This is a genomic window from Echinimonas agarilytica (genome assembly GCF_023703465.1).
GTDB lineage: Bacteria > Pseudomonadota > Gammaproteobacteria > Enterobacterales > Neiellaceae > Echinimonas > Echinimonas agarilytica.
In genome coordinates this window covers 260,326-280,112 of record NZ_JAMQGP010000003.1, presented here as the reverse complement: position 1 = coordinate 280,112, position 19,787 = coordinate 260,326, and the positions used below count along the sequence as shown (strand labels likewise).

Genomic DNA, 19,787 nt, shown 5'->3' with positions numbered 1-19,787 from the left:
CAACGAGGTTCACTATGAATAATTCTACAGTTACACATTACCCTTGTTATATCGACGGTGCTTGGCATGAGTCTTTAAGCCAAAAAACATTTGAAGTCGAAAACCCTTCGAATGCACAGATATGGGCCACCATTCCGGACTGTAATAAAGATGATGTTGAACTGGCGATGGCCTCTTCTCAGCAGGCGTTTATGTCGTGGTCTAAATTACCCGCGATTGAGCGAGGCCGCTGGTTATTCAAGCTTATTGAAGGGCTAAAACCTAAACGCGATCATTTCGCGCAACTCATTGTTCAAGAGCAAGGCAAAACGCTGCCTCAAGCTTACGGTGAGTTCGATGACACATTGAATTACTTGCAGTATTCAGCTGAAGCTGCCCGCAGAATTGAAGGCAATATCTACCCGTCAGAGAATCCAAAAGAGCAACTTTGGATTCAAAAAGTACCTTACGGTGTGACACTTGGGTTATGTGCCTACAACTACCCTCTCGCGCTGATTGGTCGAAAAGTTGGCCCAGCATTGGTCACCGGTAACACGATTATTCTGAAAGCTCATGAAGCAACGCCAGTCACGGCATCTGAGTTTTGTAAAGTAGTTGATGAAATAGGCTTCCCTAAAGGGGTGATCAATCTGGTCAGCGGCTCTGGTATTGAAGTGAGCTCAGCCTTGGTCACCCACCCAGAAACACGTTTAGTGTCGCTCACCGGCAGTACCCGTGCAGGTCAGGCAATCTACAAAAGCTCTTCTGAAAATGTAAGTGGCTTGATTTTGGAGCTTGGTGGCAAGGCATCTTTCATCGTACTGGCAGACGCCGATCTTGATAAAGCCGCTGAAGCTGCGGTGACCTCTCGCTACGCAAACTGCGGCCAAGTCTGCATTTGCAATGAGCTGGTTTTAGTTGAAGAAAGCGTGGCCGAAGCATTCACTCAAAAAGTACTCGAACGCGTTAAGCAGATCACTGTTGGCGATCCGTTGTCGGGTGCCGATATGGGGCCGAGCGTTACTGCTGATTCAGTCGAACGCATTGACCAACTGTTGCAAGGCACAGTCGCAATGGGAGCCACAGTCGCATTGGGAGGCAAGCGTCCAGACGGCGCCGAATTCGAAAATGGCAACTGGTATGAACCAACAGTAGTGACCGATGTAACGGCGGACATGCCACTGGCCAAACATGAAATTTTCGGCCCTATCATGCCCATTATTGCAGTGAAAGATTATCAACACGCGTTAGACATTTGTAACGACCGCGAAGACGCGTTGTCGGCCTATATATACAGCCAAAACATCAACACAGTCTTCAATGCTATTAGCGATATGCAAGTTGGAACAGTATTCGTTAACAAGCAAATTGTGGGCTACGTACAAGGTTATCACAGTGGCCACAAACGCAGCGGCACTGGCGGAGAAGACGGTGTTTACGGCATCGAAAACTACCTGCAAAAAAGAACCATTTATTTTAATTACGACTAATTAATTTTTACCCAGTTTGCTCTTCGATTGACGCGAATTATGTCGCGTCAATTACAGCAGCTGACCTAAATAACAAGAATTGAGCACCGATTTAGAGGAACACCTGATGTCTAGAATAAACTTAGATTTGACCGGATGCCGCTGGCAAATGGAGCGCATGCGTCCAGGCCAAGGTGAAATTGAAGGTTTGCACCTTTTGCCCGCAGAATACCAAGGCACCCACTTTAGCTGGAACTTTGGCACAGTACCGGGTGATGTATACACAGACTTACATCGAGCCAACGAAATTGAAGACCCATACTTTGGCCGCAATATGCACCGCGCGAAGTGGGTTGCCGATTACGAGTGGTGGTACTGTCATCGTTTTGCTGTACCTGATGAAATGCAAGGCAAAAAAGTACGTATTATTTTTGAAGGCGTCGACTATAGCTGTAGCGTTTGGCTAAACGGTACATTCTTAGGACGCCACGAAGGCATGTTCTCTGAATTTGAATTTGATATCACGGATGTTGTGAGTTACGAAGACTGGCGTGACGGTTCAAACATGTTGATGATCAAACTCGATCCGCCACCTAAAAACTATCGTAACTGTGGTGGTAAAAAAGTAAACTTTTCCGGCGACTACTTCTCAGGGCTAGTACCTTTCGGTATCTGGAGACCTATTCGCGTGGAAGCAACAGACATGGTGCGCGTTGACAACATTCGCACTGACGTCAAAGTTCATAGCGAAGACAAAGCAACGCTCACGGCAAGCTATGAAATTGTAAACCACTCCAACAAAGCAAAGTCTGTGACAATTGCCAGCCACTTAGTGGGTCACAACTGTGAAACTCATGAGTACAGCGCTGAGACAGAAGTGATTGCTGAACCCGGCGTAAACACAGTTCATACCCAAATGATCGTAGCTCATGCCAAACTTTGGTGGCCTTGGGATATGGGCGATCAGAACCTGTATCAACTCACGGCCTCTATTCGCGAAGGTGATGAAGTTCTAGACAGCAAAGACGAAGTCATTGGTCTGCGTGAAGTCAAGATGGAGTTCAATCCAGGATACGACAATGAGTTCCCTTGGACATTCATGATCAACGGCAAGCGTCACTTCTTGCGTTCTGCGTGCTGGGGTGGCCAACCGTCATTTTTGTATGGCCGTAACTCGTTGAAAAAATACGAAGACCGTGTCGCCATGGTGAAAGAAGCCAACATCAACAACTTACGAATCTTTGGCTGGCATCCACCAGAAACGCCAGAGTTTTATCGCCTATGTGACGAGCTGGGAATCACCGTTTGGACTAACTTTACCTTGGCCACACAAGCATACCCAAGCGACAAAGAATTTGTAGACGGCGTACTCCATGAGTGTGTTGAAACCGTGAAAGCGCGACGCAATCACCCTTCTCAAATATTTTGGATGGGCGGAGAAGAAGTATTCTTCTCAGGCGCTCACGAGCGCAGTGGTAACAAGCAGCTCATGGAAGTGATTGGCGATACTGTGGCGCAATACACCAATGTGCCTTATGGCTTGGCGTCGCCGCTTAGCTCCGAGTCAGGCCAGAATATTGGCTTTAGACCCAACGAATCCATGCATGCCAACGAACACTATTATCAAGGCGGCAAAGAGTTCATGGAGGAATACTATCCTTCATTAGATTGCGCGATTATCCCTGAGCTCACAGCTGCATCGGCTCCATCAATCGACAGTCTGAAAAAATTTATTCCTGAAGATGAACTATGGCCTATGGGACCCAGCTGGGCATACCACTGGGCTGATATCGACATTTTGAAAAACCTTAATTTTGAAGTCTTCAATGACTACAAAATGGGTTCTTTAGAAGAGTTTGTTGAGGCCACCCAAATTGCGCAAGGCACTGTGATCCAATTTGCATTGGAAACATACCGCCGACGTAAGCCGAAAATGAGCGGCGTGTCGTTATGTCACTTCATGACACACGTGCCTGACATTAAGTGGGGCATCATTGATTACTACGGTAAGAAAAAATTAGCATTTGACTGGCTCAAGCGTACGTATCAACCATTATTGCCAAGTTTGAACTTTGAGAAGAGACGCTGGTCTGCAGGCTCCAAATTCCATGCTGACATTTGGGTTGTGAATGACCATCAATTCGATTACTCAGACCTCACACTGTCTTGGGTTGTGAAATACCAGTCTAAAGCAACTGATGCTGCAGGCTCAGTCGAAATTCAAGTTGCGACTGACAGTGCAGAGCAATTTGTAGACATTGATTGGGACATTCCAGCGGATGCCGAAGGTACGTTTGATATTGAGATTACCTTGAGCAATGCACAGGGCGAACAAATAGCCGACAACTGCTACACCTTACTGATTGGGGATCAAGCAGCTGCGAAGCAACAGAGCCTAGATTATCTTGCTGAAGCGGAAGAAAAACTAGCCAAGTATGGTCATAGTATTTACCGCTATTGGCCAGAGATGTGGCAAGAAATTGAATAACTAAGCCCTGTTATTCAAATGGCGCTAAGCCATTCATATCAGCCGTAGCTTCTTTAGTTAGAATGCTACGGCTTTTTTACATCTCCGGTTGCCACACTGAGATGGCTCCCAAAAATAAGACAGTCGCTTAAGTGAACAATCAGCTCCATTTGAAACTCGATAGCGGAGAGAGATGATGCGGTGCAAAGCACCTTCCCTTCGGGCCGCCGCTAAAGCGACGTTGTTTCGCGCTTTTGCCAAAGCGCTCAGCTCGAACTCTCTAACGCCACAAAGTGCTAGGGTCGATGCCTAAGTTAATTCACACGAAGGTTTTGAAAGACTAAAACGAAAAAAGCCTGCGAATACTCGCAGGCTCTCAAATAGATGGCGGTGAGAGAGAGATGATGCGGTGCAAAGCACCTTCCCTTCGGGCCGCCGCTAAAGCGACGTTGTTTCGCGCTTTTGCCAAAGCGCTCAGCTCGAACTCTCTAACGCCACAAAGTGCTAGGGTCGATGCCTAAGTTAATTCACACGAAGGTTTTGAAAGACTAAAACGAAAAAAGCCTGCGAATACTCGCAGGCTCTCAAATAGATGGCGGTGAGAGAGAGATGATGCGGTGCAAAGCACCTTCCCTTCGGGCCGCCGCTAAAGCGACGTTGTTTCGCGCTTTTGCCAAAGCGCTCAGCTCGAACTCTCTAACGCCACAAAGTGCTAGGGTCGATGCCTAAGTTAATTCACACGAAGATTTTGAAAGACTAAGACGAAAAAAGCCTGCGAATACTCGCAGGCTCTCAAATAGATGGCGGTGAGAGAGAGATTCGAACTCTCGAAGGGTTGCCCCTTACACACTTTCCAGGCGTGCTCCTTCAGCCACTCGGACACCTCACCGCACTTTAAAACTGATTGTCTGCTTTATTTAACCGTGTAGCTCACGTTGGCTTTATTTTAAGTGGCTGAGTCGCACGCTATGCGTGACTCCATGCATAACTTCAGCAGCCACTCGGACACCTCACCGCACTTTAAAACTGATTGTCTGCTTTATTTAACCGTGTAGCTCACGTTGGCTTTATTTTAAGTGGCTGAGTCGCACGCTATGCGTGACTCCATGCTTAACTTCAGCAGCCACTCGGACACCTCACCGCACTTTAAAACTGATTGTCTGCTTTATTTAACCGTGTAGCTCACGTACGCCGCTCTCTAGAGCGCGGCGTATCTTAAGTAAAACGACAGCCTACGTCAACGCTAATTGCTTTTTATCTATGTTTAGCTGCCAACTTTTACTTCATTTTCAGGGAGAATAGCCGCAGATGTATCAACGTCTGTTTCCGGCGCTGCTGGAATACCGACATGTTCAGGCCCATTCGTTTCTATGTCGTCAATATCATGCTTTAAGTTTTGCATCGCATGCTTCAATGAGGCGGCTTCAACAGAAGGAAGGCTGGCATGGTTTGTCCAAAGTACATTGCCTGAAATGCCATCAAGTACGGCCACTTCAACGGCTTCTCCTGATGTTGGCTGTACGCCTACGCCCCCGGTCAAAGCTGCAACCAAAACACTCACGGCTACATCTTTCGCAATCGCTCCAGAGGTTTTTTCGTAGGCGTAATACCGCATCAGCAACACGGCATCGGCGTCAGAGTAGCTCGCAACAATAGCCGCAGCTTCACCCACCGACTGTTCAAACTTCACAGAGTCTTCAATTTTTACCACGGACTTTTCGTAAAGCACATCTCTTATTTGAGAATACTGTTCACGCAATTTGCCTAAATCAATGTTGTAATTATCTAATTCGGCTTCAACTTCTTCGCGTTTAACAACAACGGGTTCATACCCTCGCGCTCTCAATTCTTCTGCAGCAAAATCGACAATGATTTGTTTCATTTCCTCTTCACGCTCTGGAATCGGAACATTTTCTCCTGAGAATTCTAGGCTGTTGTATTCAACGATAGGTGGCACAATTGCAATGCGCTCGATGTCGACTTTGTTATTTACATAATCTGGGTGAGCTCTCTCACTGGTGTAATTCGCGGCACATCCCGAGAGAATAACGAGCGCACATAGCCCGACAAAAATGGATTTTAGAATTTGAATCATAGGTTCATTTCCTTTGAACGTTTAAGTGTATTGATTTTATGTTGGATAAAACGAGTTTCGCGCCCATTGGGCTTTAACGCGATATAGGTTTCAAAGGCTTGTACGGCCTTTGCTGGGTCTTGCTCTTGTAATGACATTCCTAACGTTTTGTAAGCTTGTGGCTCTTGAGGAGCAAGCTCTACGGCCAACGTTGCTTGTTCAACAGCGAGGAGTGCATTGTCGTCTTGAGCAAGTCTAAATGGTTCCGTGTATTCGGCTTCATACTCTTCACCTTGCCATAATGCTGTTTCTTTTCCTGCTTGCTCAGGGCGCATCGATAGTTGATAGTAAGCTTGCGCATTAAGCTGATGGAAACGCCATTGAGGCAATAAATTCGGAGCCGCATTTAACGTTTTTTGCGCTAAAAGTACATATCCTCCTTTGAGCATTGAATCCACAGCCTTGGCAAAAATGCTTTGACGCATTTCTAAATATTCAGGGGTGTTATCTGCGGCATAGCAATCGTCGCTCTGATACGAAGCGAGTTGCGAGGTTCTCTCGATAAATGAAGGGTGAGACGCAAACCATGCATCAGGATCGGACTTAGGCGCAATCTCTTCAATACGATCAAGAGCAGCATAGCCCACGCATGCATCATAACCAGAACGCTCAATTCGCTCTATGGCAAATCGGTCGGCATCTAATTCATGCTGCTGACTATGTTTTGATAGGTTGCTCGCTGCGCCTAGATAAGACAGTTTGGTTCCCAAGAGGACAATATCAATTACACTTGCGGCGGTGAGCTGCTCCTTAATACGATAATATGTCACCATGCTATGGCGCTGATTGATGTGCTCAATCTCATGCGCCATGACAAATGCAATTTGCTCTGCGTTGGCTAAGCCCGCAGCTAAGCCCAAATTGAAATATATATGACCATTGCCTAATGCAAAGGCATTAAAATCGGGAGAACGAGTTAAGTAGACCTTGTAAACATTCGAGTTCTTTTCTTCTTCGGTTAATAACGAAGCAAGAATGGCATCGAAATATTCTTTGGTCTTTTTGTCCGCACGAATAATTACGCCTTGCTCAATCAGCTTTTGATGGAACTGCTCAGCACGCTCAATCACTTCAGCTTCGCCTTCAAGCGAACCGTGGGCTGCTTGACCTGCGTCCAAATGACTGACATTACGATGAGGGGAAGCGCACGACATGACACCCACCGTCAATACCGCGAACACAGTAGAACGGATTACATCCTTGTAATTCATATAAATACTTTAAAAATTTTATAAAAATTAAGGTTATCACCTATTGGCAACCTTAATCTAGCGACCGAATCAAATATTGTTACACATTGAGCGCAGGGTTTAGCGATTCACTTGAAAGTTGAGCATTCGATTAAGAGGAACAAGCGCCTTTTCGCGAATGTCGGCATCTACGAATACTTCTTTGCCGGTACCGTCCAACAGCGCCTCCTCAATCGCCTGTAAGCCATTCATGGCCATCCACGGGCAATGCGCGCAACTTCTGCATGTTGCACCTTGTCCACCCGTTGGCGCCTCAATGAAGGTCTTTTCTGGCGACAACTGTTGCATCTTGTAAAAAATGCCGCGATCAGTCGCAACAATGAACATGTCATTGTCCATTTCTTGAGAAGCCTTGATCAATTGACTTGTTGAACCCACAGCGTCGGCCATGTCAACAACGCTTTCTGGTGATTCGGGGTGCACCAGTACCGCAGCATTCGGGTATTGAATTTTCAAATCGTGCAACGCTTTCGATTTAAATTCATCATGAACAATACACGCTCCCTGCCACAACAGCATATCTGCGCCGGTTTGCTTCGCAACATACCCACCCAAGTGCTTATCCGGTGCCCATAATATCTTTTCACCTTCACTGTCCAAATGATCCACAACATCCAGTGCAATACTTGAAGTAACAACCCAATCAGCTCTGGCTTTTACTGCTGCAGAGGTATTGGCATATACAACTACGGTTCGATCAGAGTGCTCATCACAGAACTTGGCAAAGTCATCTGCAGGACAACCAATATCAAGCGAACACGTCGCATCAAGTGTCGGCATGATAATTTTCTTTTCTGGCGTTAAGATCTTCGCCGTTTCGCCCATAAAGCGAACGCCTGCTACAAGTAATGTGGATGCTGGATGCTGATTACCAAAACGTGCCATTTCAAGTGAGTCAGCAACGCAACCTCCTGTTTCTTCTGCCAATGCCTGAATATCATCATCGGTATAGTAATGAGCCACCAAGACCGCATCTTTCTCTTTCAGTAGACGCTTAATTCTTTCTATCGCAGCTGCGCGCTCCACCGCACTCATGGGTGCAGGTTTGGGCGGAAAAGGATATGCCGGCGATAATACATCAATGTCTAATACGTCAGTCATGGCAAGCTCCAACGGGAGTTTCTGTTAGGTCAAAATTTGGGAAGAGAATTATACGCTAAATTGCATCAAAGCATAAGGCTAACGTTTAATAGAGATAGCATCCACAGGGCAAGGAGCAAGGCAAGCGCCACAGCCGTTGCACGCATCCAGTGAAAAATTGGGAATGAACACGCCACCCAATTGGGGCCTAATTCGAATGGCCCCCTGATCACATTGCTCTGCACATGTGCGGCACGTTATACCTTTGTGAGCAAGACAGGTCTGCTCATCTAATGCAATATGCCACGGCCAAGGTGACTCTCTGACCTCTTCAAATGCATTGTCTGGGCAGGCATCCGCGCACTTTTCACATAACTCACAGAGACCTTCACCTTGAGCAAAGTCGATCTCAGGGAATCCGCCACTGCCTTTGACAATAATATCTGTGGGACACGCTGTGATACATTTTTCGCAACGGGTACAGGCATCAATAAATTGACTTTCGGGCAATGTATGCGGCGGGCGAACCGGCAAGCTAGCCTTGCTTTTTGCACGAAATAAAGCGCGACGAGATAAGTCTGTTTGGCGAGTCACAGCGACTACCCGCCAATAGACGATAGATTACGAGTCGCGCCCACTTGATGCTCAGGCAAATAATGAGTCGCATGCTTTTGATGGAGCAGCTCTTGTAAACGCTGCATCAACAAAGGAATGTCTTCATCTTTTTGCATCAAATGACGCACACTAAGCCCGTGTTCAGTGAACAAACATAAATGAAGATCGCCACGAGATGACATGCGCAAGCGATTACAGCTTTCACAAAAATCTTTGCTGTAAGGCATGATCACACCGACTCTGCCTTTCCAATCAGGGTGCCAATACTCTTGCGCTGGGCCGGCAGTAACACCTCTTTGCACTTGTTCCCAGCCGTTCGCTATAAGGTGGTCAACAATGGCTTGGCCGGAGCTATGGTGCTTTTTAAAAAAATCACGCGTATCGCCAGTTTCCATCAGTTCAATAAATCGCAAACTGATTTTCTTGTCTTTAAGCCAACCCATGTAACTTTCAAGCTCATGAGCATTCACGCCTTTCATCAGCACTGCATTTAATTTCAGGCGATCAAACGGCATTGCCTGTGCAGTGTTCATCGCATCAAGAATATCGGTGAGCGAATTATGCCCGGTGATCTGGTGGAACACGTGAGGATTTAAACTGTCAACGCTGACATTAATGGCATGAAGGCCAGCCGCTTGCCATTTATCTAAATGACGCGCCATTTTATGACCATTGGTGGTCAGTGCAACCCGTTCAATGCCGGGCGTTTGGGCAACAGTTTGGATGATTTCTGGTAAGTCTTTGCGCAAACTCGGCTCACCACCTGTGATTCGAATTTTTTTTACGCCAAGATTCGCGAATGCTCGACTGACGCGTCGAATTTCATCCACAGACAGAAAGTTACGATCACCGTCGCACTGATAACCATCAGGCAAACAGTAATCGCAGCTAAAATTGCATACGTCGGTTATCGACAACCTCACATAGTGAAACTGCCGACCGAATGGGTCAGATAAGGCCATGTTACCCCTTTCCAAACACGGGAGGCTTAGCCTTTTCAAGCTAAACCCGGTGACTCTGAGTCACGGCCAAAACACCATACATTTGAGATTACAAACGATTAGGAACTGAGGCTTCGGAGCTGTTAATTAATTGAGTCTAGCCCGACAACACTATAATTGCATTATAAATATGCGGATAGTGAGTACCGACATAACACATTTCTACATCAAAAAGATTTGTTGAATCAATTACATGTTAGGTTGCGAGGAAGCCAATGCATGTGTGCTTAAAGGTTTGGAAGTATTTAAGAGGTCATAAAGAATGGTGGGTTGTGCAGGATTCGAACCTGCGACCAATTGATTAAAAGTCAACTGCTCTACCAGCTGAGCTAACAACCCACAGTAGAAAGTGTGAGAGAAAATGGTGGGTTGTGCAGGATTCGAACCTGCGACCAATTGATTAAAAGTCAACTGCTCTACCAGCTGAGCTAACAACCCGTTTTCTTCTCTGTCATCAAGCCGTAAAGAAGACCTGATTAACTGGTAGGAATAGTTAGAATTAGATGGTGGGTTGTGCAGGATTCGAACCTGCGACCAATTGATTAAAAGTCAACTGCTCTACCAGCTGAGCTAACAACCCGTATCTAATTTCGGTCAGACTACCTAGTTCGTGCGATTTGCCGTAACCCCTGACGCGGTGCGTATAATACTTATCTGACTCTGAGTTGCAACAAGAAAATGAAACTTTTAATGCGACTGCTCAAAGCTCAATCAATTGTTACAACAAAGTCACGACTAAAGTTTGGCTTTTGCCATCTGCGCTACGCTTGCGCTTGGGTATTCAGCAACCACTCGTTTAAAGTAGCTTTTCGCTTCTTCGGCTTGGCCTTCTTTCTCTGCAATTAAGCCAAGTTTAAAGATAGATTCAGCACGTTTAGACGACTGTGGATATTTACTTACCACACTTGCAAACGACGTTTTAGCGTTTGCGAGGTCACCGTCACGATAACTAAGTTGCCCTGTCCAGTAATGCGCATTCGCTACATAGCTGGATGTAGGATAGTCAGCCACAAATTTTGAGAATGCGACAGATGCATCATCGTACTTTTTATTTTTCAGCAGCTTAAATGCATTTTCATACGCGACATTAGCGGTTACATCAGCACTGGACACATTTGAAGCTGCTGACGCCGGAACTGCCGGAGAAGTAGCGGCTGGAACAGCACCAGCACCGCTGCCTAATCGGCGGTCAATGTCTTGGTATAGGTCGCGTTGACGGGCCAGGATCTCTTCGAGCTTGTGGCTATGAAGTTCTAGCGTTCCGCGTAAATTTTGAACCTCTAGTTCGAGCTCTGATAGCTGCTGCTGCATTCCAAGCTGAACTTGGTTACGCGACTCAACCATGCGCTCTAAACGTGAGATACGCTCTTCTGTGCTGCCATTGGCATCCCTCACGGGTACAGCAGCAAAGGCCACGCCCGAAAGGGTCGCGGCCAAAACAACAATATGACGTCTGATCATTAGTTTCTAATTAGTAGACTAATACTGCACGGCGGTTTTTAGACCACGCTTCATCATTATGGCCAGCCACTAAAGGCATCTCTTCACCGTAAGAAACAGTGCTGATTTGACTTGCCAAAACACCTAAGCTCATGAGGTAGTTAGTCACAGCTTTTGCACGACGCTCGCCCAATGCGATGTTGTACTCCGGCGTGCCACGCTCATCGGCATGACCTTCAACGCGAACGCTTACACCTGGGTTTTTCACCAAGTAGTCTGCGTGAGCTGCTAACAACTCTGCAAATTCACCACGAACGTCTGAACGGTCGAAGTCGAAGTAGATGATGTGCTCTTTACGCATTTCCGCGTAACGCTGCATACGCTCTTCTTCAGGCGTTAACATTGGGGTCGCAGTACCAGTGATTGCTGAATCGTCAGTAGAACCTGCAGCGTTATCATCTGTAGAGCTACATGCGGCCAGAACCATAAGCGGCAGAGCCAGCATAAGGCCTTTCGTCAAAGGTTTCAGTTGCATTGACAGTTTCCTTTTATCTAAGTTAATTATTTATACTTACTGCAAAAACGGAGACCAAGCAGGCGCTTTAACCTGACCGTTTACCGCAGGGAGTCGTGCTTTAAAACGACCGTCCATTGAGACCAGTGCCAAGGCCTGTTTATTTCCATGCACGGTGCTATAAATAATCATTCCGCCATTGGGCGCAATGCTCGGTGATTCGTCCAGTCGAGTCCCTGTCAGCACTTGTAAAGTACCCGTCTGCAGGTCCTGCCGTGCAATATGATAATTGCCGCGCGTGCGATTCACCAAAATCATTTGCTTACCATCAGGACTGACTGAACCACCCAGGTTCATATCGCCCTCAAAAGTAAGCCTTTTTATCTTACCTGAGGCTAACTCTACTCGATAAAGCTGAGCATTGCCACCCCGTTCAGAAGTGAACACAAGGCTGCCACCATCAGGGGTCCAATTTGGTTCTGTATCGATGCTACGACTTCTTGTAACGCGTTTTACCGCCCTCGTTTCAATATCAATAACATAGACATCAGGGTTGCCATCTTTTGATAACACAACGGCCATTTTCTTACCATCTGGCGACCAGCGAGGAGCACCATTAATACCTTCAAAATCAGTAAGCAGTGTGCGTTCACTCGTGTATAAGTCCTGAATATAAATTTGCGCTTTGTGTTTTTCAAACGACACATAGGCAAGTTTGCGCCCATCAGGAGACCAAGCCGGTGACATCAGAGGCTTTTTAGAGCGTAGCAGGTTTAATTCATTGTAACCGTCGTAATCGGCAACCATCAGCTGATAAGGGTGGCTCTGATCATTTTGCACCACAACATAAGCAATTCGAGTTAAGAACGCACCGCGTTCGCCGGTGAGCCGCTCGTATACGATATCGCTAATACGATGACCGTATTGACGCATCTGTTTACCCGTCACGACAGTACGACGACCATCCAAGATAAATGATTGGCTTGAAATGACAGCGCCGTCGGCAGAGATAGCCACATCTCCCTTAGACATTTGCCCTTGAAGTACGTCCAACAGCTCAAAGCTAACCTGATATCTGTCGTCACCAATATATGTAACGTTGCCTGTGACAATGGCTTCAACGCCCAACGTCGCCCATTTATCAAAGTTAACCTGGCCTGCTTGCGAAGGCCTCTCGGGCATCGCTTGCACAGCGATCGGGTTGAATTTACCGCTGCGACGTAAATCCGAAGAAACAACCGAAGCAATATCTTGCGGTAACTGCGGTTGGCCTTGGTAGCTAAATGGAACAATAGCAATTGGACGCGCGCTATCAATTCCTTCAGTAATCACAATTTCCAAAGCAGCTTTCGCTGGGATAGCCAATAGCACTAGCGTGGCAGCGATTAAGGTTCGTAACAACTTACTCATTAGAGATTTGGCTCCATGGTCAATTTAATATTTCGCATTTTTTGGTTTACTTCGGGATCGGCAGACATTGGCATGGTGCCAGCTTTAAGGACGGCATTGCGCGCCGAAGAGCAGACAAGTCTATTGCCCACCCCGTTATCAACGGAAATGACAAATCCATTACTTGCAAGTTTGATATTCAATTGGCACTGCTGGCCAGCCATACTGTCATCAACCAACCAGTGCCGCTGCACCGTGGCACGAATGAGCGCTGTATATTTGTCCATTTCTGACAAAATTTGAGCTTGACGTTGCTCTCCAATTTTTTGGTTTTCGGCATTCAATTCATCTTCCATCATTCGCTCAAGCTCTGCTTGCTCACGCGCTTCTTGTTCTTTGCGTTTTCTAGCTTCTTCTTTTCGCTTACGCTCTGCCTCTTCTTTTCTCTTTTTGGCGGCAGCGGCTTCGTCGGCCTTTTTCTTTTCGGCTTCGCGTTTCTTGCGCTCGGCTTCAGCTTTTCTAGCTTTCTCTGCCTCTACTTTCTGCTGCTGTTTGGCCTTTTTGGCTGCTGCATCAGCCTTTTTCTTTTCTTCAATTTTTTGCTTACGCTCTGCTTCAAGTTTTCGAAGACGACTTTCTTCAGCTTTGCGCTTATTTTCCGCTTCTTTGAGCTTACGTTCCAAGTCCTCAAGCCGCTTCTTCTCAGCGAGACGTTTGTCTTCTTTCGCTTGTTTAAGTTTTTCAACCTGTTCAGCAACCGCACTTTGATTCACGGCTACCGCTTTGATAGGCTGACCTTGAGGTTTGTTTTGCTTGGGAGGTTTAGGGGTGGCCGCCATATTGAGCGACAACAAAGCAATGGCTGCCACATGAACAACCACAGAAATAATTATATAAATGCGCATTGAGCCTGATTTCACCACAGCTTCCTACATCTACTCACTATCATCAGTCATCAAACCTACCGAAGGTACGCCCGCTTTTTGTAAAACCACCATCAAATCGATGACCGTTTCATAAGGCACACGACGGTCGCCTTTCACCACGACGGGTGTTTCAGGTTCAAGTTGAAGGTGAGCCGCCACTAATTCTGCAAGCTCATCGACTTCTAGCGGAGTTTCTTGTTCATCACCCACTGTTAGAAAATAATTGCCATCAATATCAACCGATGCAATCAAAGGCGGTTTGGTATCGGTGGGCAACGGTTCAGCTTCTGCCTGCGGCAGCTCAACATTCACCCCTTGAGTAATTAGGGGAGCAGTCACCATAAAGATGATCAGCAACACCAGCATCACATCAATGTATGGAACCACATTGATCTCAGCAACTTTTTTGCGGCGCTTACGCTCAAACGACATAATTAAGACTCTTTGGCCTCATCTCCAACAGTTTGACGCTGGAGGATAGAAAGAAACTCATCGGCAAAGTTAATGTATGCATTTTCGAGTTTTTCAACACGCGTTGAAAAGCGGTTATATGCAATCACCGCGGGAATAGCAGCAAACAGCCCCATGGCTGTTGCAATCAGTGCTTCGGCAATCCCTGGGGCGACCATTTGCAACGTTGCCTGCTGAACTGCGCCCAGTGCGATAAAGGCGTTCATGATGCCCCACACTGTTCCAAATAATCCGATGTAAGGGCTCGTAGATCCCACTGTTGCCAAAAATGGAAGATGGACCTCAAGCTTGTCGACTTCACGTGATAATGCAACACGCATGGCTCTGCGAGTGCCTTCCAGCGCTTGGCCTGCATCTCGTTGTGAAACACGGCGTAACTTTACAAATTCTTTAAATCCAGATTGAAAAATCTTCTCGAGCCCAACAACATCGGAACGAGAGTTAACCTCTTGATAAAGACGATTGAGATCTAAACCCGACCAAAATTTGTCTTCAAACTTGCCCAACCGAGTTTGTGCCACCTGATAAATACGACTGCGCTGAAAAATCATGGCCCACGACACAACCGAAAGACCGAGCAATGTCAGCATTACAAGCTGAACAAGAACGCTGGCTTCTAAGAAAAGCCCGAATATAGAAATTTCAGCCGACACGTGCCAGCACCTCCATGATAGATTTGGGTATAGCAATAGGTTTTCCGCGCTCTAAATCTACACACGCAATCGTCACTTGACCAGTCACGATTGCGCTAACTTCATTTTTACGCTGAATTGTTTGTTGGAAGATTAAGCTGGCGCGTTTTTTTTGAACAATTTGACTCACAACAATGAGCTCGTCATTGAAGACTGCTGGAGCGCGATAATCAACCTCTGTACGCCGCACCATAAAGGCAATACCTTGAGTCAGAAACAGATCTTGCTCAATACCCATTTGTCGGAGCCACTCGGTGCGAGCCCGCTCCATAAATTTGAGGTAATTAGCATAAAACACGACCCCCCCCGCATCGGTATCTTCGTAATACACTCGTATCGGCCATTCAAAAGATAGTAATTCCGTTGTCACAAATGTCCCTGATTGATGTTCTATGCACTCTTTATAAGAGCGTCAAATGATACAGAAAGTTTCATATAAATTTAACTCACCTCATCGAATGCTAGGCCAGTTCGCTTCCGAATGAATGGTTATGAATGAAATAAACTTATTATTGAGTAGTTATTCACTAAATCTATTCGATTTATTCAATCACAGAAGATAACGATACTGGTGCATTTTAATAAATTATTCACACTATCAAAATAATCCTGAAAGCATTAGTTTTTCTAATCAAAAAGCAAAGAAAATCTAGTTTGTAACGCGATATCCCTCACATTAGTATGCACCTCATCGAAAGCGGCATGACCGTTCGTTTTCAACAATTTTTACGATGAATAGGTTTTGCTAGAGCCTATTCATCTCAAGAATTTGTAGTTCCCTGAATTTATTTTCTTTCCTGAAGCATAAGATTTTGCCCGCGTATTACGCGGGCTTTTTTTTGCTTGAAATTTGCTTAAGATTAATTCGACGTAGGCATGGTACGTGAGAAATGTAAAAACGCCCTTTCGGTTGCGATTCGCCCCCGAGGAGTGCGCTGAATAAACCCTTGCTGGATTAAAAATGGCTCTAATACATCTTCGATGGTTTCTCGCTCTTCACCAATCGCAGCCGCAACGTTATCTAGCCCCACGGGTCCACCATCAAACTTATCGATAATCGCAAGCATGAGTTTTCGATCCATCAGATCAAACCCCCTTGGGTCGACATCTAATAAATCTAACGCTTTGTTGGCGGTATCATGATCGGCCTGCCCGTCATTTCGTACATCAGCATAGTCACGCACGCGTCGCAATAAGCGGTTTGCAATACGTGGCGTCCCTCTTGAGCGACGAGCAATTTCTTCCGAGCCCGTATCCGACAAGTTCATGTTCAGATACTGAGCAGAACGCCCAACAATTCGGGTTAAGTCTTTGTCACTATAAAATTCAAGACGCTGCACAATCCCAAAGCGATCTCGTAACGGGGATGTAAGAGAACCAGCCCTTGTGGTTGCACCAATGAGCGTAAAAGGCGGCAAATCAAGCTTGATAGAGCGAGCTGCTGGCCCTTCACCAATCATGATGTCGAGCTGATAATCTTCCATTGCTGGATAAAGCACTTCTTCAACCGCAGGATTTAAGCGGTGAATTTCGTCAATGAATAGGACGTCATTGGGCTCTAGGTTTGTCAGCATGGCTGCAAGGTCGCCCGCTTTTTCTAATACGGGGCCGGACGTTTGACGCATATTCACGCCCATTTCATTGGCAACAATATGTGCCAACGTGGTTTTACCCAACCCTGGAGGGCCAAAAATAAGCAAATGATCGAGCGCGTCGCTGCGTTTACGAGCCGCTTCAATAAAAATGCTCATTTGCTCGCTTACATGAGGCTGCCCTTCATAGTCGGCCAACGTTTTAGGCCGAATGGCGCGCTCTATGACGTCATCTTCTCGCGTCGCATCCGCTTGAATTAAACGATCGGCTTCAATCATGGAATCATCCTTTGTATCATCGCCATTACTTGATTACATCATCGATTTAAGAGCTTCGCGAATCAGCGTTTCAGAGCTCATATCAGCTTGAGCAATTTTTGAAACGGCTTGTTTAGCTTGTGCATGTTTGTAACCCAATGCTTCAAGCGCACTAATTGCATCTGTTTTAGCGTCGAGCTCTGGTGCTTGAATATCTTTATTTGGCGCGGTGAGTTCAAAGTCTTGTGTCTCATCTCCGGACCAATCTTTGAGTTTGTCACGCATTTCAATCAAAAGGCGTTCGGCGGTTTTTTTACCAATGCCTGGGAGCTTGGTCAACGATGTTACATCGTCTAGGTTTACACAGCGTACAAATTGCTCTGCTGTCATTCCGCTCAAAATAGCCAAGCCCAATTTAGGCCCTACACCATTGGTTTTGATTAATTGTCGAAATAAGGCGCGTTCCGACTTAGAGCCAAAGCCAAACAACAATTGGGCATCTTCTCGAACCACAAAATGGGTGTATATAGTGGCTTGCTGACCTATTTCAGGTAAGTTATAAAAACTGCTCATTGGCATTTGAACTTCGTAGCCAACGCCCCCAACCTCCAGCAGTACCTCTGGCGGCTGCTTATCGGCAACTTCACCTCGTAGACGTCCAATCACGTGTTATTTCCACAACTCAAATAATTTGTTGAAGAGTAACACAAGAAAGTAAACGAGCGCATTACCACTGTAAAAAAAAACAGTATTCTGAGGAGTAAAGGAGGTTTATCGCCATCGACCGCGGGTGGTGCCGGTCGTTTTTCCTGCCATAGCAATGAGGCTTTGGCGTGTATGCGCATGACAAAGAGCTACTCCAAGCGCATCTGCCGCATCCGCTTGAGGCGTGGCATTGAGCTTTAAGATATGAGTCACCATGGATTGCATTTGTGCTTTGTCTGCTGCCCCGCTCCCCACAACTGCCTGCTTAATTTCTCGGGCGGCATATTCCGCCACGGGTAGACCTTGGCAGGCCGCAGCAACAATCGCTGCGCCCCGAGCTTGCCCCAGTTTGAGTGCAGAATCAGCATTCTTCGACATAAAAACACGTTCTATCGCAAACTCTTCGGGCTGAAATTGAATCACCAGTTCACGCACACCATCGTGGATTTGCCGTAGCTTCTCTGCCAAGCTCGCTTCGGCAACTCGAATGCATCCACTGCCAATATAATCCAGCTGCCTACCTTGGGCGCGTATGACACCGTAACCGGTAATTCTTGAACCGGGATCAATCCCTAAAATAATTGCCAATGCGGTTATCCTAATTGGGCCATAACATCGTCTGAAATATCACCATTGTGATAAACCTCTTGCACGTCATCATCATCTTCTAACGTGTCAATCAAACGCATAAATTTAGTTGCTGTGTCTAAATCCAATTCAGCTTTGGTCGATGGTACTTGGGTTACTTCAGCATTTACGGACGCTAAACCTGCGGCATCAAGTGCGTCTTTGACTTCACCAAACGTCTCAGGCGTGGTGATTACATCAAAGGTGCCATCGTCATGCTCAACAATATCTTCGGCTCCCGCTTCCAATGCGGCATCAGTCAACGTGTCTTCATCAATGCCAACGTCGTAACTAATGAGCCCTTGCTTGGTAAACAGGTATGAAACCGAACCATCTGTGCCAAGGTTGCCTCCTGATTTGGTAAATGCTGAGCGCACAGTGCTGACCGTTCGATTGCGATTATCAGTCATGGTTTCAACCATGACTGCGGTGCCGCCGGGGCCATAACCTTCGTAAATAATCGTTTCAAGTTCTTGGCCATCTAGCTCGCCTGCACCGCGTTTTACTGCGCGCTCTACAGTGTCTCGGGTCATATTATTCGACAGTGCTTTGTCGATTGCTGCGCGCAGCCGAGGGTTTGCGTCGGCATCCGACCCCCCCTCTCTTGAGGCGACCGTTAATTCGCGAATGAGTTTGGTGAAGAGCTTACCGCGTTTAGCATCTTGCGCGGCTTTGCGATGTTTGATATTTGCCCATTTACTGTGGCCAGCCATAATCTACTCCCTTGACTCGTGTGCTGTTATCACATGCTGTCGAGTAATCTTTGTATTGCTTTTGCGTTGCTTGCCGAACTGCACTGGCTTTGTGCTTGAGACGCGGTCAACCAACGGTAATCGAGGTGTTCAAGTGGTGCGAGCTTCAAAGGAACAGTCTTGGGTAAAACCAATGCGAACCAGTGCTCTGTATTGGTGACAACACCGCTGGGGTAACGGTGCCTCCACTGAGGGCGAATTGTATAACAAACGCTATGATTCATATTGATCCAGCGTCCCATTTTGGGGGTCAGCCCGGTTTCTTCAGCAAGCTCTCGAATCGCTGCACTTTCTATGTCTTCCCCTGATTCGACACTTCCGGTGACCGACTGCCAAAATTGGTCGTCGTCCGCTCGCTGCATGATCGCAGCGTCGCCAGTTTCAGTGATGATAACCACCAGCACCGAAACTGGACGCTTCAGCATC

19 protein-coding genes, 4 tRNA genes and 1 riboswitch are annotated in these 19,787 nt (G+C 46.6%); of the genes, 2 read left to right on the top strand and 21 right to left on the bottom strand.

All coding sequences use genetic code 11. From position 1 onward, the window contains the following. The first annotated feature begins 14 nt into the window (after window positions 1–14). Together NAF29_RS08535 and NAF29_RS08530 are read left to right on the top strand one after the other, a co-directional pair. Complete coding sequence (locus tag NAF29_RS08535) at window positions 15–1,469, top strand: aldehyde dehydrogenase family protein (RefSeq protein WP_251261148.1); 1,455 nt, start codon at window positions 15–17, stop codon at window positions 1,467–1,469. Window positions 1,470–1,575: 106 nt separating this feature from the next. Beyond that, window positions 1,576–3,936: a glycoside hydrolase family 2 protein gene (locus tag NAF29_RS08530; RefSeq protein ID WP_251261147.1), complete on the top strand. Its 2,361-nt coding sequence runs from the start codon at window positions 1,576–1,578 to the stop codon at window positions 3,934–3,936. Window positions 3,937–4,716: 780 nt separating this feature from the next. On the opposite strand, the gene NAF29_RS08525 is transcribed toward NAF29_RS08530, so the two are convergent. The 21 genes from NAF29_RS08525 to nudB form a co-directional block, all read right to left on the bottom strand. Next, window positions 4,717–4,804 (bottom strand) — tRNA-Ser (locus NAF29_RS08525). Between the two features lie 375 nt (window positions 4,805–5,179). Further along, entirely contained in the window at window positions 5,180–6,010 is an 831-nt protein-coding gene (locus NAF29_RS08520; RefSeq protein ID WP_251261146.1) for a hypothetical protein, read from the bottom strand. Next, complete coding sequence (locus NAF29_RS08515) at window positions 6,007–7,260, bottom strand: M48 family metallopeptidase (RefSeq protein ID WP_251261145.1); 1,254 nt, start codon at window positions 7,258–7,260, stop codon at window positions 6,007–6,009. Before NAF29_RS08515 ends, NAF29_RS08520 begins: the two co-directional genes overlap by 4 nt. A 99-nt stretch (window positions 7,261–7,359) precedes the next feature. Next, complete coding sequence (gene nadA, locus NAF29_RS08510) at window positions 7,360–8,400, bottom strand: quinolinate synthase NadA (RefSeq protein ID WP_251261144.1); 1,041 nt, start codon at window positions 8,398–8,400, stop codon at window positions 7,360–7,362. 78 nt (window positions 8,401–8,478) lie between these two features. Continuing rightward, complete coding sequence (gene napF / locus NAF29_RS08505; RefSeq protein ID WP_251261143.1) at window positions 8,479–8,973, bottom strand: ferredoxin-type protein NapF; 495 nt, start codon at window positions 8,971–8,973, stop codon at window positions 8,479–8,481. A 5-nt stretch (window positions 8,974–8,978) separates the two neighbouring features. Beyond that, window positions 8,979–9,956: a GTP 3',8-cyclase MoaA gene (gene moaA, locus NAF29_RS08500; RefSeq protein ID WP_251261142.1), complete on the bottom strand. Its 978-nt coding sequence runs from the start codon at window positions 9,954–9,956 to the stop codon at window positions 8,979–8,981. Next, a riboswitch (molybdenum cofactor riboswitch) is annotated at window positions 9,945–10,087 on the bottom strand. It overlaps the preceding gene by 12 nt. A 171-nt stretch (window positions 10,088–10,258) precedes the next feature. After that, a tRNA-Lys gene (locus tag NAF29_RS08495) sits at window positions 10,259–10,334 on the bottom strand. 23 nt (window positions 10,335–10,357) lie between these two features. Then, window positions 10,358–10,433 (bottom strand) — tRNA-Lys (locus NAF29_RS08490). Between the two features lie 66 nt (window positions 10,434–10,499). Further along, window positions 10,500–10,575 (bottom strand) — tRNA-Lys (locus tag NAF29_RS08485). Between the two features lie 155 nt (window positions 10,576–10,730). After that, a complete protein-coding gene (gene ybgF, locus NAF29_RS08480) occupies window positions 10,731–11,456 on the bottom strand; it encodes a tol-pal system protein YbgF (protein ID WP_251261141.1) in 726 nt (241 codons plus the stop codon). Between the two features lie 10 nt (window positions 11,457–11,466). Beyond that, entirely contained in the window at window positions 11,467–11,970 is a 504-nt protein-coding gene (pal, locus tag NAF29_RS08475) for a peptidoglycan-associated lipoprotein Pal (protein WP_251261140.1), read from the bottom strand. Window positions 11,971–12,006: 36 nt separating this feature from the next. Then, on the bottom strand, window positions 12,007–13,359 hold the full coding sequence (gene tolB / locus NAF29_RS08470) for a Tol-Pal system beta propeller repeat protein TolB (protein ID WP_251261139.1): 1,353 nt from the start codon (window positions 13,357–13,359) through the stop codon (window positions 12,007–12,009). Then, window positions 13,359–14,243, bottom strand: coding sequence for a cell envelope integrity protein TolA (gene tolA / locus NAF29_RS08465; protein ID WP_251261138.1), 885 nt, complete (start codon window positions 14,241–14,243; stop codon window positions 13,359–13,361). Before tolA ends, tolB begins: the two co-directional genes overlap by 1 nt. Window positions 14,244–14,273: 30 nt before the next feature. After that, window positions 14,274–14,696: a protein TolR gene (tolR, locus tag NAF29_RS08460; RefSeq protein ID WP_285817684.1), complete on the bottom strand. Its 423-nt coding sequence runs from the start codon at window positions 14,694–14,696 to the stop codon at window positions 14,274–14,276. Between the two features lie 2 nt (window positions 14,697–14,698). Further along, entirely contained in the window at window positions 14,699–15,388 is a 690-nt protein-coding gene (gene tolQ, locus NAF29_RS08455) for a protein TolQ (protein ID WP_251261137.1), read from the bottom strand. Beyond that, entirely contained in the window at window positions 15,378–15,797 is a 420-nt protein-coding gene (ybgC, locus tag NAF29_RS08450; RefSeq protein ID WP_251261136.1) for a tol-pal system-associated acyl-CoA thioesterase, read from the bottom strand. The genes tolQ and ybgC overlap by 11 nt, the downstream gene beginning before the upstream one ends. A gap of 490 nt (window positions 15,798–16,287) precedes the next feature. After that, window positions 16,288–17,298 (bottom strand): Holliday junction branch migration DNA helicase RuvB, encoded by a 1,011-nt coding sequence (gene ruvB, locus NAF29_RS08445; RefSeq protein WP_251261135.1) that lies wholly within the window; start codon window positions 17,296–17,298, stop codon window positions 16,288–16,290. 33 nt (window positions 17,299–17,331) lie between these two features. Continuing rightward, window positions 17,332–17,943, bottom strand: a complete 612-nt coding sequence (ruvA, locus tag NAF29_RS08440; RefSeq protein WP_251261134.1) for a Holliday junction branch migration protein RuvA — start codon at window positions 17,941–17,943, stop codon at window positions 17,332–17,334. 105 nt (window positions 17,944–18,048) lie between these two features. Next, window positions 18,049–18,570 (bottom strand): crossover junction endodeoxyribonuclease RuvC, encoded by a 522-nt coding sequence (gene ruvC / locus NAF29_RS08435; protein ID WP_251261133.1) that lies wholly within the window; start codon window positions 18,568–18,570, stop codon window positions 18,049–18,051. 5 nt (window positions 18,571–18,575) lie between these two features. Next, window positions 18,576–19,322 carry a YebC/PmpR family DNA-binding transcriptional regulator gene (locus tag NAF29_RS08430; protein WP_251261132.1) on the bottom strand — a complete coding sequence of 249 codons (747 nt, stop codon included), beginning with the start codon at window positions 19,320–19,322 and terminating at the stop codon, window positions 18,576–18,578. Window positions 19,323–19,351: 29 nt separating this feature from the next. Continuing rightward, window positions 19,352–19,786 (bottom strand): dihydroneopterin triphosphate diphosphatase, encoded by a 435-nt coding sequence (nudB, locus tag NAF29_RS08425; RefSeq protein WP_251261131.1) that lies wholly within the window; start codon window positions 19,784–19,786, stop codon window positions 19,352–19,354. Window position 19,787 lies beyond the last annotated feature (1 nt).

What these genes read in the sequence shown, in the direction of transcription:
- NAF29_RS08535 (WP_251261148.1), top strand. Translation starts at nt 15, where the DNA reads ATGAATAATTCTACAGTTACACATTACCCTTGTTATATCGACGGTGCT.
- NAF29_RS08530 (WP_251261147.1), top strand. Translation starts at nt 1,576, where the DNA reads ATGTCTAGAATAAACTTAGATTTGACCGGATGCCGCTGGCAAATGGAG.
- NAF29_RS08520 (WP_251261146.1), bottom strand. Translation starts at nt 6,010, where the DNA reads ATGATTCAAATTCTAAAATCCATTTTTGTCGGGCTATGTGCGCTCGTT.
- NAF29_RS08515 (WP_251261145.1), bottom strand. Translation starts at nt 7,260, where the DNA reads ATGAATTACAAGGATGTAATCCGTTCTACTGTGTTCGCGGTATTGACG.
- nadA (WP_251261144.1), bottom strand. Translation starts at nt 8,400, where the DNA reads ATGACTGACGTATTAGACATTGATGTATTATCGCCGGCATATCCTTTT.
- moaA (WP_251261142.1), bottom strand. Translation starts at nt 9,956, where the DNA reads ATGGCCTTATCTGACCCATTCGGTCGGCAGTTTCACTATGTGAGGTTG.
- ybgF (WP_251261141.1), bottom strand. Translation starts at nt 11,456, where the DNA reads ATGATCAGACGTCATATTGTTGTTTTGGCCGCGACCCTTTCGGGCGTG.
- pal (WP_251261140.1), bottom strand. Translation starts at nt 11,970, where the DNA reads ATGCAACTGAAACCTTTGACGAAAGGCCTTATGCTGGCTCTGCCGCTT.
- tolB (WP_251261139.1), bottom strand. Translation starts at nt 13,359, where the DNA reads ATGAGTAAGTTGTTACGAACCTTAATCGCTGCCACGCTAGTGCTATTG.
- tolA (WP_251261138.1), bottom strand. Translation starts at nt 14,243, where the DNA reads ATGCGCATTTATATAATTATTTCTGTGGTTGTTCATGTGGCAGCCATT.
- tolR (WP_285817684.1), bottom strand. Translation starts at nt 14,696, where the DNA reads ATGTCGTTTGAGCGTAAGCGCCGCAAAAAAGTTGCTGAGATCAATGTG.
- ruvB (WP_251261135.1), bottom strand. Translation starts at nt 17,298, where the DNA reads ATGATTGAAGCCGATCGTTTAATTCAAGCGGATGCGACGCGAGAAGAT.
- NAF29_RS08430 (WP_251261132.1), bottom strand. Translation starts at nt 19,322, where the DNA reads ATGGCTGGCCACAGTAAATGGGCAAATATCAAACATCGCAAAGCCGCG.
- nudB (WP_251261131.1), bottom strand. Translation starts at nt 19,786, where the DNA reads ATGCTGAAGCGTCCAGTTTCGGTGCTGGTGGTTATCATCACTGAAACT.